The sequence below is a fragment of the Mycobacterium shinjukuense genome (assembly GCF_010730055.1).
Classification (GTDB): domain Bacteria; phylum Actinomycetota; class Actinomycetes; order Mycobacteriales; family Mycobacteriaceae; genus Mycobacterium; species Mycobacterium shinjukuense.
Genome location: NZ_AP022575.1, coordinates 3885721 through 3898025, shown reverse-complemented (window position 1 = coordinate 3898025; position 12305 = coordinate 3885721). Strand labels below are relative to the sequence as shown.

Below are 12305 nucleotides of genomic sequence, written 5' to 3'. Positions count from 1 at the left end.
TCTCCCGGTGCCAGCGCGTCACGGTGTCCCGATACCATGGTCTATTGACACGCCACGCGGGCGAGTCGATTGCCAGACGCGGCGAAATGCCAGAACGAGTGGGGCGAGCGCTACATGGGTACCCAAAAAGGGCTCGTTCAGCGCATCGAGCGCAAACTCGAGGCGACCGTCGGTGACGTGTTTGCCCGCATGTTTGGGGGATCGATCGTGCCGCAAGAGATAGAGGCGCTGCTGCGCCGCGAAGCGGCCGACGGCGTCCAGTCGCTGCAGGGAAATCGCCTTTTGGCGCCCAACGAATACATCATTACGCTCAGTGTGCACGACTCCGAGAAGTTGGGCGCCGACCCCGACCTCACGTCGAAAACTTTTGCTCGGTACTTGGCGGACTATATCCACGAACAGGGGTGGCAAACGTATGGTGAGGTGGTCGTCCGCTTCGAGCGGTCGACGCACCTGTACACCGGCCAGTTCCGCGCCCGCGGGGCTGTCAACCCTGATGTCGAGCCCCGCCCGACGGTCACCGATTCTGCCCGGCCACAATCAAATCACGCGTTTAGCGCAGAACCAGGAGTACCAATGAGTGACAATTCGAGCTACCGCGGCGGTCAGGGGCAGGGGCGGCCGGACGAGTACTACGACGACCGATACGCGCGTCCGCAAGAGGAACCACGCGGTGGCCCCGGCCAGCAGGGTGGCCCCGACTCCCGCGGCGGGTTTCCCCCGGAAGCGGGCGGCTACCCCCCTCCGCCCGGCTATCCGCCACCACGCCACCCCGATCAGGGCGGCTATCCCGACCAGCGCGGCTACCCCGACCAGGGCGGATACCCCGACCAACGCGGCCAGCGTGGATACCCGGACCAGGGCGGCTATCCCGACCAGGGACAGGGCGGCTACCCGCCGCCCTATGAGCAACGCCCGCCCGCTCCCTCCGGGCCTCCGCCCGGCTACGGCGGCCCGGGTTACGACCAGGGCTACCGTCCGCCCGGCGGCTACGGCCCACCGCCCGGCGGCGCACCGCCCGGCTACGGCGGGGGGTACGGGGAGTACGGGCGTGAACCCGCCCGCCCGGACGAGGGTGGCTACCCCGCGGCCCCTCCCGCCCCGCCAGTGCCGCCCGAACCCCCGCGGCCGGCATACCCCGACCAAGGCGGTGGCTACGGCCAGGGCGGCGGGTACGAACAGGGTTACCCGCAGGGCGGATATGGTCGCCAGGACTACACGGCCGGCGACTACACCCAATACGCCGAAACCCCGTCGCCGGGTGGGTACGCTCCGCCGAGCACCGGGTACGCCGAGTCCGCCAGCCGCGGCGAGTACGCCTACGGTCAACCCGGCGCCGACTACGGCCAGCCCCCCACCGACTACGGCCAGCCGCCCGGCGGTGGGTACGGCAGCTACGGGCAGGGCGGCTACGGGTCCACCGGGACCACGGTCACCCTGCAGCTCGACGACGGCAGCGGCCGGACCTATCAACTCCGCGACGGGTCCAACATCATCGGCCGCGGCCAGGACGCCCAATTCCGGTTGCCCGACACCGGCGTGTCACGCCGTCACCTGGACATTCGCTGGGATGGACAGGTTGCGCTGCTGTCGGACCTGAACTCCACCAACGGCACTACCGTCAACAACGCGCCGGTCCAGGAATGGCAATTGGCCGACGGAGATGTCATCCGGTTGGGCCACTCCGAGATCGTCGTCCGCATCCACTGACCTTCTGGGCCAAAGCTACCGAGCTTCGGGCCGCATCGACCACCCGCCAAGTATCGTGACTTAGCTGATGCGCTCGGTAACACGAGCGCCGGGTGAGCAGCGCCAGACGGAAGCGCCCAGACGGAAAGGACGCCAGATGCAGGGGTTGGTGCTGCAACTGTCGCGTGCCGGATTTTTAATGCTGCTGTGGGTCTTCATCTGGTCTGTGCTGCGGGTGCTGCGTACCGACATCTACGCACCGACCGGCGCGGTCATGGTGCACCGCGGGTTAGCGCTGCGCGGCACGCTGTTGCCGTCGCGCCAACGCAGACACGCGGCGCGCTACCTGGTTGTGACCGAAGGGGCACTCGCGGGCGCGCGGATCACGCTAAGTGGGCAACCGGTGCTGATCGGGCGTGCCGACGACTCGACGCTGGTGTTGACCGACGACTACGCCTCGACGCGACATGCCAGGCTGTCCCAGCGCGGTTCGGAATGGTATGTCGAAGATCTAGGATCGACCAACGGCACTTACCTTGACAGGGCGAAGGTGACCACCGCGGCACGAGTTCCACTGGGAACGCCGATTCGGATCGGCAAGACAGCAATCGAGTTGCGCCCGTGACCCTGGTCCTGCGTTATGCGGCCCGCAGCGATCGCGGCCTGGTACGCGCCAACAACGAAGACTCGGTGTACGCCGGCGCGCGGTTACTGGCCCTGGCCGACGGCATGGGTGGCCACGCCGCCGGCGAGGTCGCATCCCAGTTGGTGATCGCCGCGTTGGCCCACCTGGACGACGACGAGCCGGGTGGGGATCTGCTGGCCAAGCTCGACGCCGCGGTCAAGGCAGGCAACGCGGCCATCGCCGCCCAGGTCGAGGCGGAACCCGACCTCGAGGGCATGGGAACCACGCTGACCGCGATCCTGTTTGCGGGCAACCGGCTCGGCCTGGTGCACATCGGTGACTCCCGTGGCTACCTGCTGCGCGACGGCGAGCTCACCCAGATCACCAAGGACGACACCTTTGTCCAAACCTTGGTCGATGAGGGCCGGATCACCGCGGAGGAGGCCCACAGCCACCCGCAGCGCTCGCTGATCATGCGCGCGCTGACCGGTCACGAGGTCGAGCCCACATTGACCATGCGCGAAGCGCGCGCCGGTGACCGTTACCTGCTGTGCTCTGACGGTCTGTCCGACCCGGTCAGCGACGAAACCATCCTCGAGGCCTTGCAGATCCCCGACGTGGCCGAGGCGGCCTACCGCCTCATCGAGTTGGCGCTGCGCGGCGGCGGACCCGACAACGTCACCGTGGTCGTCGCCGACGTGGTCGACAACGAGTACGGCCAGACCCAGCCGATCCTGGCCGGGGCGGTGTCCGGGGACGATGACGAGGTGACCCTGCCCAACACGGCCGCCGGCCGGGCCTCGGCCATCGCCCCCCGCAAGGAACTCGCCCAGCGCGTCCCGCCGCCGACACATACCTTCAACCGGCCACGGTGGTCGCGGCGGCGGATTGCGCTTGTTGTTGCACTGGCCGCGCTGCTGGTGATTGCGGGCCTCTTCATCGGCCGTGCGATCATCCGCAACAACTATTACGTCGCCGAATACCACGGCAAGGTGTCCATCATGCGGGGAATCCAGGGGTCGCTGTTGGGTATGTCCCTGCACGAACCGTACTTGCTCGGGTGTCTCAACGCCCGCAACGAACTCACCCAGGTCAGTTATGGCCAATCCGGGGGCCCGCTTGATTGCCACTTGATGAAGCCCGAGGATCTGCGCCCGCCAGAACGCGCGCAGGTGCAGGCCGGGCTGCCCGTCGGCACGCTCAACGAGGCCATCGGGCAATTGCGCGAACTGGCGTCGCACTCCCTGCTGCCGCCGTGTCCGCCGCCACGGGCCACTTCCCCGCCCGAACCATCCGCCCCGGCTACCGCCAGCGCCGAACCCAGCGTCCCCTCCTCGCCAACCGCCAGCACGCCCGCCACCACCACCTCGGTCGCCCCCACAACCTCCGCGCCCGCCGCCGGCGCAAGTTCCACTCCCACGGTGACCGCACTCCCGCCACCTTCACCGCAGCCGGGCATTGATTGCCGGGCGGCGGCATGACGACGCAACTGCAGGCACCGGTAGCGGTGACGCCCCCGCTACCGACTCGGCGCAACGCCGAGCTGCTGCTGTTGTGCTTCGCCGCGGTCATCACCGTCGCGGCGCTGTTCATCGTGGAGGCCAACCAGGAGCGAGGCGTGCACTGGGACCTGGTCAGCTACGGGCTGGCCTTCCTGACGCTCTTCGGATTCGCCCACCTGGCCATCAGGCGCTTCGCCCCCTTCACCGACCCGCTCCTGCTGCCGGTGGTGGCGCTGCTCAACGGGCTCGGCCTGGTGATGATCCACCGCCTCGATCTGGTCAACCACGAAGTCGGCCGGCACGGTCACCCCAGCGCAAACCAGCAGATGCTGTGGACGCTGGTCGGCGTGACATCGTTCGCGCTGGTGATCGCGGTGCTCAAGGACCACCGGCAGCTCGCCCGCTACGGCTACATCTGTGGACTCGCGGGTCTGGTGTTGTTGGCGGTCCCCGCGCTGCTGCCGGCGTCACTGTCCGAGCAGAACGGCGCCAAAATCTGGATTCGCTTGGCCGGCTTTTCGATTCAGCCAGCGGAGTTTTCCAAGATTCTGCTGCTGACGTTCTTCTCCGCGGTGCTGGTGGCCAAACGTGGGCTGTTCACCAGCGTCGGCAAGCACTTGATGGGCGTGACGCTGCCCCGCCCCCGCGACCTCGCCCCGCTGCTGGCGGCCTGGGTGATCTCGGTGGGGGTGATGATCTTCGAGAAGGACCTCGGCACCTCGCTGCTGCTGTATGCGTCGTTTCTGGTGGTGGTTTATCTGGCCACCCAACGGTTCAGCTGGGTCGTGATCGGGCTGGTGTTGTTCGCCGCAGGCAGCGCGCTGGCATACCTTCTGTTCGCCCACGTGCGGGTGCGGGTGCAGACCTGGCTGGACCCGTTCGCCGACCCCGACGGCAGCGGGTACCAGATCGTGCAGGCGCTGTTCAGCTTTGCCACCGGCGGCATCTTCGGCACCGGGCTCGGCAACGGCCAGCCCGACACCGTGCCCGCGGCGTCCACCGACTTCATCATCGCCGCATTCGGCGAAGAACTCGGGCTGGTCGGACTGTCCGGCATCCTGATGCTCTACACCATCGTGATCGTCCGGGGCCTGCGCACGGCGATCGCCATCCGCGACAGCTTCGGCAAGCTGCTGGCCGCGGGCCTGGCCTCGACGCTGGCCATCCAGCTGTTCATCGTCGTCGGCGGGGTAACCCGGCTCATCCCGCTCACCGGATTGACCACACCGTGGATGTCCTATGGCGGCTCGTCGCTGCTGGCCAACTACGTGCTGCTGGCCATCTTGGCGCGCATCTCGCATGGCGCCCGCCGACCGTTGCGCACCCGCCCGCGCACCAGGTCGCCGATCGCAGCGGCGACCACCGAGGTGATCGAGAAGGTATGAACGCCTCGCTGCGCCGAATCTCGGTGACCGTGATGGCGTTGATCGTGCTCCTGCTGCTCAACGCCACGATGACGCAGGTGTTCACCGCCGACGGCCTGCGCGCCGATCCCCGCAATCAGCGCGTGCTGCTCGACGAGTATTCGCGCCAACGCGGCCAGATCACCGCGGGCGGGCAGCTGCTGGCCTACTCGGTGGCCACCGATAGCCGGTTCCGCTTCCTGCGGGTTTACCCCAATCCCGCGGTGTACGCGCCGGTCACCGGCTTTTATTCGCTGCGCTATTCCAGCGCGGGCCTCGAGCGGGCCGAGGATCCGCTGCTCAATGGATCCGACCAACGACTCTTCGGCCGCCGGTTGGCCGATTTCTTCACCGGCCGTGACCCGCGCGGCGGCAACGTCGACACCACGATCAACCCGCGTATCCAGCAGGCCGGCTGGGACGCGATGCAGCAGGGCTGCGGCGGGCCGTGTAGGGGCGCGGTGGTTGCCCTGGAACCGTCGACCGGCAAGATTCTGGCTTTGGTGTCGTCACCGTCCTATGACCCCAACCTGCTGGCGTCGCACGACCCCGACGTGCAGGCGCAGGCCTGGCAGCGGCTGCGCGACAACCCCGACTCTCCGCTGACCAACCGTGCCATCTCGGAAACGTATCCGCCCGGTTCCACCTTCAAGGTGATCACCACCGCGGCCGCGTTGCAGGCCGGAGCCACCGAGTCCCAGCAGGTGACCGCCGCGGCCACGATTGCACTGCCCAGCAGCACGGCCTCGTTGGAAAACTATGGCGGCGCCCCGTGCGGCCCCGATCCGACCGTGTCGCTGAGCGAGGCGTTCGCCAAGTCCTGCAACACCGCGTTCGTCCAGCTGGGCATCCGCACCGGAGCCGCCGCCCTGCGCAACATGGCGCAGGCGTTCGGCCTCGACACCCCACCGGCCCCGATTCCGTTGCAGGTCGCCGAATCGACCGTGGGGCCCATCCCCGACGGTGCCGCGTTGGGGATGTCCAGCATCGGGCAGAAGGATGTGGCGCTGACCCCGCTGCAGAACGCACAGGTCGCTGCCACCATAGCCAACGGCGGCATCGCGATGCGGCCCTACCTGGTGGAAAGCCTCAAGGGTCCCGACCTGGCCAACATCAGCAGCACGGCCCCGTATCAGCAGCGCCGCGCGGTGTCGCCGCAGGTCGCCGCTAAGCTAACAGAGCTGATGGTCGGCGCCGAGCAAACCGCACAACAGAAAGGGGCCATCCCCGGCGTGCTGATCGCATCTAAGACTGGTACCGCAGAGCACGGCACCGACCCCCGCCACACTCCGCCGCACGCGTGGTACATCGCCTTCGCCCCGGCGCAGGCACCGAAGGTGGCCGTCGCGGTGCTGGTGGAGAACGGCGGCGACCGGCTTTCTGCGACCGGGGGAGCGCTGGCCGCGCCGATCGGGCGGGCCGTGATCGAGGCCGCGCTGCAGGGGGGACCATGAGTCCCCGCGTTGGTGTGACGCTGTCGGGCCGATACCGCCTGCAGCGCCTCATCGCCACCGGCGGCATGGGCCAGGTCTGGGAAGCGGTGGATAGCCGGCTGGGCCGACGTGTCGCGGTCAAGGTGCTCAAACAGGAGTTTTCCCAGGATCCCGAATTCATCGAGCGCTTCCGGGCCGAGGCGCGCACCACCGCGATGCTCAACCATCCCGGGATCGCCAGCGTGCACGACTACGGCGAAAGCCAGCTGGACGGCGAGGGCCGCACGGCCTACCTGGTGATGGAGTTGGTCAACGGCGAGCCGCTGAACTCGGTGCTCAAGCGCACCGGCCGACTGTCGCTGCGGCACGCGCTGGACATGCTCGAGCAGACCGGCCGGGCGCTGCAGGTTGCCCATTCCGCCGGGCTGGTACACCGCGACGTCAAACCCGGCAACATCTTGATCACCCCCACCGGGCAGGTGAAGATCACCGATTTCGGGATCGCCAAGGCCGTCGACGCGGCCCCGGTGACCCAGACCGGCATGGTGATGGGCACCGCCCAATACATCGCGCCCGAGCAGGCCCTGGGTCATGACGCGAGCCCCGCCAGTGACGTCTATTCACTGGGAGTCGTTGGATACGAGGCGGTTTCGGGCAAGCGCCCGTTCGCCGGTGAGGGTGCCCTGACGGTGGCGATGAAGCACATCAAAGAGCCGCCGCCCCCGTTGCCCGCCGAGCTGCCGCCCAATGTGCGCGAACTGATCGAGATAACCCTGGTCAAAAACCCCGCCATGCGCTATCGCAGTGGGGGGCCGTTCGCCGACGCCGTGGCCGCGGTACGAGCCGGCCGCCGGCCCCCACGACCCAGCCAATCACCGCCGCCCGGCCGGGCCGCCCCGGCGGCCATCCCGTCCGCGACGCCGACTAGGCTCGCGGCCACGGCCGGCCGCACTCCGCCGTCGCGCCGATCCCGCCCGGCGACCGGCGGGCATCGGCCGCCACCGGTGCGACGCACGTTTTCGTCGGGCCAGCGCGCGCTGCTGTGGGCCGCCGCGGTGCTCGGGGCGCTGGCGATCATCATCGCCGTGCTCATCGTCATCGAGTCGCCCCCGGACCAGGTGCAGCAACCGTCCCCGCCGACCATCACCGACACCGGGAACCCACCGGCCACCCGGACCCCGGCCGGGCAGGCCCCGCAACTCAATTGGACGGATCGCGGCGAGATAGGTAATTCTGGACTGCACAGCTGGGTTGCCCCGCCGGCGCAAGGTCACCATGCGTCGCCGGCCCGATACGAGATACCGCAATGACCACCCCTCGGCACCTGTCCGACCGCTATGAATTGGGCGACATCCTCGGTTTCGGGGGCATGTCCGAAGTTCACCTGGCCCGCGACCTGCGGTTGCACCGCGACGTCGCGGTCAAGGTGCTGCGCGCCGACCTGGCCCGTGATCCCAGCTTCTACCTGCGCTTCCGTCGGGAGGCTCAGAACGCGGCCGCGCTGAATCACCCGGCGATCGTCGCGGTGTACGACACCGGCGAAGCCGAAACACCCGCCGGACCGTTGCCCTACATCGTCATGGAATACGTCGATGGGGTCACCCTGCGCGACATCGTGCACAACGACGGTCCGATGCCCCCCCGACGCGCCATCGAAGTCATCGCCGACGCGTGCCAGGCGCTGAACTTCAGTCATCAAAACGGCATCATCCACCGCGACGTCAAGCCGGCGAACATCATGATCACCGCGACCAATGCGGTCAAGGTGATGGACTTCGGCATCGCCCGCGCGATCGCCGATGGCGGCAACAGCGTCACCCAGACGGCGGCGGTGATCGGGACCGCGCAGTATCTGTCGCCCGAGCAGGCCCGCGGTGATTCCGTCGATGCCCGCTCGGATGTGTACTCGTTGGGCTGCGTGCTCTACGAGGTCCTCACCGGTCAGCCGCCGTTCACCGGCGACTCGCCCGTGTCCGTTGCCTACCAGCATGTCCGCGAGGACCCCGTGCCCCCGTCGGAGCGACACGAAGGCATCTCCGCCGACCTCGATGCGGTCGTCCTCAAGGCGCTGGCCAAAAACCCCGAAAACCGTTACCAGACCGCGGCGGAGATGCGCGCCGACCTGGTCCGGGTGCACAACGGCGAGCCACCGGAGGCGCCCAAGGTGCTCACGGGTGCCGAACGGCGATCGCTGCTGTCCTCCGCGGGTGGAAATCCCGTCGGCCCGCGCACCGATCCACTGCCTCGCCAGCTCTACGACGACGCCGACCGCGAGCGCATCATGGGGTCGGTGGGCCGGTGGGTGGCCGCGGTCGCCGTGCTGGCGGTGCTGACCATCGTCGTTTTCATCGCCATCAACACCTTCGGCGGCAATACCCGCGACGTTCAAGTGCCCGACGTGCGCGGACAGGTCTCCGCCGACGCTATCGCCGCACTGCAGAACCGCGGCTTCAAGATACGTACCCAGCAGAAACCCGACTCGACGATCCCGCCCGATCACGTCATCGGCACCGACCCGGGCGCCAACGCCTCGGTGGGCGCCGGCGACGAGATCACCATCAATGTGTCCACCGGACCGGAGCAGCGCGAACTGCCCGACGTCTCGTCGCTGACCTATGCCGACGCGGTCAAGAAGCTGACCGCCGCCGGGTTCGGCAAGTTCCGGCAGGCGAATTCGCCGTCGACCCCGGAGATGGCGGGCAAGGTGATCGGCACCAACCCGCCGGCCAACCAGACCTCGGCGATCACCAACGTGATCACCATCATCGTCGGGTCGGGACCGGAGACCAAACAGATTCCCGACGTCGCGGGGCAGACCGTCGACGTTGCGCAGAAAAACCTCAACGTGTACGGCTTCACCAAGTTCAGTCAGGCCGCGGTGGACAGCCCGAGGCCGGCCGGCGACGTGATCGGCACCAACCCGCCCGCGGGCACCACGGTGCCGGTCGATTCGGTCATCGAGCTGCAGGTGTCCAAGGGCAACCAGTTCGTCATGCCCGACCTGTCCGGCATGTTCTGGGTCGACGCCGAACCGCGGTTACGCGCGCTGGGCTGGACGGGCGTGCTGGACAAGGGGCCCGACGTCGACGCCGGTGGCGCCCAGCACAACCGGATCGTGTACCAGAACCCACCGGCCGGTGCCGGCGTCAACCGGGACGGCATCATCACGCTGAAGTTCGGTCAGTAGCGCCGGTATCGCTGGGCAGGTGCGGCCGCACCGCGGCCCGCACTGCGCTCTCCAGCCGGCGCACCAGCGTCTCGTCCCGCGCCCATCCGCAGTAGCCCAGCCAGTTGGCCAGCATCCGGTGGCCGCCCTCGGTCAGGATCGACTCCGGGTGGAATTGGACGCCGTGGATCGGCAGCTCGGTGTGCCGCACCGCCATGATGACGCCGCTTTGGGTGCGGGCGGTGACCTGCAGCTCCGGCGGCAACGACTCCGGCAGGATGGTCAGCGAATGGTATCGAGTCGCCGTGAACGGATCCGGAAGCCCTTGCAGCACACCCACGTTCGTGTGGAACACGCTGCTGGTCTTGCCGTGCAGCAACTCGGGCGCGCGGTCGACGGTGGCACCGAACGCCACGCCGATGGCCTGATGCCCCAGGCACACCCCGAGCAGCGGGGTGCACGCCGCCGCGCATGCCCGGACCAGGCCGACCGACGCGCCCGCGCGTTCCGGGGTGCCCGGGCCCGGGCTGAGCAAGACACCGTCGAACCGGGCGGCGATTGCGGCCTCGTCCGAGAGCCGGGCGTCGTCGTTGCGCCACACGTCGGCCGCAACGCCAAGCTGGCCCAGATACTGCACCAGGTTGAACACGAAGCTGTCGTAGTTGTCGACGACCAGGATTCGCATCGTGCCAGGGTACCGTCCGGTTCAGTATCCGATCGGACCCGCGGGCTGCGCGTAATGCAGCGGCGGCACCCCGGAATGCCCGACGATCGCCACGTCGGGCTTGACCTCTTCGTGGTAGCCCAAGCCGAATCGGACCACGTACTGCTTGTAGAGGCTCACCAGGGGAGCGGCCGCCAGCGCCGCTTGCATGGCGGCGGCGTTGCCGATCGCGGTGATCGTGTAGGGCGGGCTGTAGGTGCGCCCGTTGAGCAACAACGTGTTGCCGACACAGCGCACGACGGAGGTCGCGATGATGCGCTGGTCTTGCATCTGAATCGCCTCCGCGCCCGCGCTCCGCAGCGCGTTGAGGACACCGTCGATGTCTTGCTGGTGCACCACCAGGTCATCGGGGGAGGCGTCGCGCGGAAAGCGTCCGTTGGCGTCGCGTTGCGCGTCATCGAGCCTGACCACCAGGCCCGGCCCGTGGACCGGGTTCATATTCGCCTCACCGGCCAGCTCGGCGGCTCGTCTGAGCATCGCCGCCAACGCCGTATCCGATGAGCGGCCGTGCACCGCGTCGATCTGGTCGGTGAGCGCTTCCCGTCGGGTGTTGAGCCCGTCCACCGACGCCTGCGCCTCGCGGACAAGGTCGACCAGGCGCGGAGCGTCGCTGCGACGAATCTCGGCGCCGCCAGACACCCCGTGGGTGGCGGCCAGCAGCAGCCCGGCCAGCAAACACACCGGCGGGACGCCGAGGCGCCACGCGGAGCGGCGCCCATCGATCATCGCGTCTCCGTTTCCTGGTCACGGTGCCGGGTGGGTTAGGCTCGTAGCCACGGTATGCCCCCAGCTGCAACCGTACTCGTCGCACCGTCCCACTCGTCTTGTTGAGGTATCCACGAGGTAACAATGCCCAAGTCCAAGGTCCGCAAGAAGAACGGCTTCGCCGTCAGCGCGGTCAGCCGCACACCGGTGAAGGTCAAGGCCGGACCGTCGAGTGTGTGGTTCGTATCCTTGTTCATCGGTCTGATGTTGATCGGCCTCGTCTGGTTGATGGTGTTTCAGTTGGCCGCCCTCGGCAGTCAGGCGCCCGCGGCGCTGCGCTGGATGGCCGACCTCGGCCCGTGGAACTACGCGATCGCGTTCGCCTTCATGATCACCGGCCTGTTGCTCACGATGCGCTGGCACTGACCGTTGACGCGGGCGTAATGAATTCATCTTGCCGTGGGTTCTTTACTGAGCCAGCAACCTTGTTGGCGTTCAATCACACGCGTGTGATTCATCCCCACTGTTGATAGCGTCTGTGGATAACCGTATCCATCGTGGTGGGAGGGTTTAGGCAGCGCGTGCAGCAAACACAATGGGAGCCTAAGGCCGCAGGAATCGCTGGTTGTGGAGTCGGCGGCCTCGTGATGGCTACCGCCTGTGTGACCCTGGTCACAGATCCGGTGGGTCGCTTCATGACGGGCATTGCCGCCCTGGGTCTGATCCTGTTTGCGAGCTTCTCCTGGCGCGCGCGCCCGAAACTGGCAATCACCCCCGACGGCCTGGCGATCCGGGGCTGGTTTCGGACGCAGGTAATGTCCCGCCCGCAGATCAAGATCATCCGGATCTCGGAGTTCCGCCGCTACGCTCGCACGGTCCGGCTGCTGGAGATCGAAACGGTCGCCGGGGGACTGGTGGTCTTGTCCCGTTGGGATCTCGGCACCGACCCGCTGCGGGTGCTCGACGCGTTGACCGCGGCTGGGTACTGAGCCCGTCGTCCGCGAGGCCGCGTGGCGCTACGTCGACACGCCGCTGCGGCCGGCATTGTGCGCGCCGTC

Annotated in this window: 11 protein-coding genes; 9 read left to right on the top strand and 2 right to left on the bottom strand. The window is 68.0% G+C overall.

Going from position 1 to position 12305, the window contains the following annotated elements; all coding sequences use genetic code 11:
• The first annotated feature begins 114 nt into the window (after positions 1-114).
• The 7 genes from G6N20_RS17550 to pknB all read left to right on the top strand — a co-directional run bounded on the left by G6N20_RS17550 (position 115) and on the right by pknB (position 9839).
• The gene (locus G6N20_RS17550; protein WP_163663126.1) at positions 115-1710 is read left to right on the top strand and encodes a DUF3662 and FHA domain-containing protein; all 1596 of its coding nucleotides are present in this window, start codon (positions 115-117) and stop codon (positions 1708-1710) included.
• 136 nt (positions 1711-1846) lie between these two features.
• Positions 1847-2314, top strand: a complete 468-nt coding sequence (locus G6N20_RS17545; protein ID WP_083049421.1) for an FHA domain-containing protein FhaB/FipA — start codon at positions 1847-1849, stop codon at positions 2312-2314.
• A complete protein-coding gene (locus G6N20_RS17540; protein WP_083049418.1) occupies positions 2311-3795 on the top strand; it encodes a PP2C family protein-serine/threonine phosphatase in 1485 nt (494 codons plus the stop codon). The genes G6N20_RS17545 and G6N20_RS17540 overlap by 4 nt, the downstream gene beginning before the upstream one ends.
• Complete coding sequence (locus G6N20_RS17535; protein ID WP_083049415.1) at positions 3792-5201, top strand: FtsW/RodA/SpoVE family cell cycle protein; 1410 nt, start codon at positions 3792-3794, stop codon at positions 5199-5201. The genes G6N20_RS17540 and G6N20_RS17535 overlap by 4 nt, the downstream gene beginning before the upstream one ends.
• A complete protein-coding gene (gene pbpA / locus G6N20_RS17530) occupies positions 5198-6673 on the top strand; it encodes a D,D-transpeptidase PbpA (protein ID WP_083049412.1) in 1476 nt (491 codons plus the stop codon). The genes G6N20_RS17535 and pbpA overlap by 4 nt, the downstream gene beginning before the upstream one ends.
• On the top strand, positions 6670-7962 hold the full coding sequence (locus G6N20_RS17525) for a serine/threonine-protein kinase (protein ID WP_083049409.1): 1293 nt from the start codon (positions 6670-6672) through the stop codon (positions 7960-7962). The genes pbpA and G6N20_RS17525 overlap by 4 nt, the downstream gene beginning before the upstream one ends.
• Positions 7959-9839, top strand: coding sequence for a Stk1 family PASTA domain-containing Ser/Thr kinase (gene pknB / locus G6N20_RS17520; RefSeq protein WP_083049406.1), 1881 nt, complete (start codon positions 7959-7961; stop codon positions 9837-9839). The genes G6N20_RS17525 and pknB overlap by 4 nt, the downstream gene beginning before the upstream one ends.
• Here the strand turns inward: pknB and G6N20_RS17515 are convergent.
• Together G6N20_RS17515 and G6N20_RS17510 are read right to left on the bottom strand one after the other, a co-directional pair.
• Complete coding sequence (locus tag G6N20_RS17515; protein ID WP_083049403.1) at positions 9817-10503, bottom strand: aminodeoxychorismate/anthranilate synthase component II; 687 nt, start codon at positions 10501-10503, stop codon at positions 9817-9819. The two genes, pknB and G6N20_RS17515, sit on opposite strands and share 23 nt — an antisense overlap.
• Before the next feature lie 21 nt (positions 10504-10524).
• A complete protein-coding gene (locus tag G6N20_RS17510) occupies positions 10525-11268 on the bottom strand; it encodes a DUF881 domain-containing protein (RefSeq protein ID WP_083049401.1) in 744 nt (247 codons plus the stop codon).
• A 123-nt stretch (positions 11269-11391) separates the two neighbouring features.
• Between G6N20_RS17510 and crgA the strand changes: the two genes are divergently transcribed.
• Both crgA and G6N20_RS17500 read left to right on the top strand, forming a co-directional pair.
• Positions 11392-11673, top strand: coding sequence for a cell division protein CrgA (gene crgA, locus G6N20_RS17505; RefSeq protein WP_083049398.1), 282 nt, complete (start codon positions 11392-11394; stop codon positions 11671-11673).
• A gap of 155 nt (positions 11674-11828) precedes the next feature.
• Positions 11829-12236 carry a PH domain-containing protein gene (locus tag G6N20_RS17500; protein WP_083049443.1) on the top strand — a complete coding sequence of 136 codons (408 nt, stop codon included), beginning with the start codon at positions 11829-11831 and terminating at the stop codon, positions 12234-12236.
• The last annotated feature ends 69 nt before the right edge of the window (positions 12237-12305 follow it).

Excerpts from the sequence above, each read along its gene's own strand:
- G6N20_RS17550 (WP_163663126.1), top strand. The coding sequence starts at position 115 with ATGGGTACCCAAAAAGGGCTCGTTCAGCGCATCGAGCGCAAACTCGAG.
- G6N20_RS17545 (WP_083049421.1), top strand. The coding sequence starts at position 1,847 with ATGCAGGGGTTGGTGCTGCAACTGTCGCGTGCCGGATTTTTAATGCTG.
- G6N20_RS17535 (WP_083049415.1), top strand. The coding sequence starts at position 3,792 with ATGACGACGCAACTGCAGGCACCGGTAGCGGTGACGCCCCCGCTACCG.
- pbpA (WP_083049412.1), top strand. The coding sequence starts at position 5,198 with ATGAACGCCTCGCTGCGCCGAATCTCGGTGACCGTGATGGCGTTGATC.
- G6N20_RS17525 (WP_083049409.1), top strand. The coding sequence starts at position 6,670 with ATGAGTCCCCGCGTTGGTGTGACGCTGTCGGGCCGATACCGCCTGCAG.
- pknB (WP_083049406.1), top strand. The coding sequence starts at position 7,959 with ATGACCACCCCTCGGCACCTGTCCGACCGCTATGAATTGGGCGACATC.
- G6N20_RS17515 (WP_083049403.1), bottom strand. The coding sequence starts at position 10,503 with ATGCGAATCCTGGTCGTCGACAACTACGACAGCTTCGTGTTCAACCTG.
- G6N20_RS17510 (WP_083049401.1), bottom strand. The coding sequence starts at position 11,268 with ATGATCGATGGGCGCCGCTCCGCGTGGCGCCTCGGCGTCCCGCCGGTG.
- crgA (WP_083049398.1), top strand. The coding sequence starts at position 11,392 with ATGCCCAAGTCCAAGGTCCGCAAGAAGAACGGCTTCGCCGTCAGCGCG.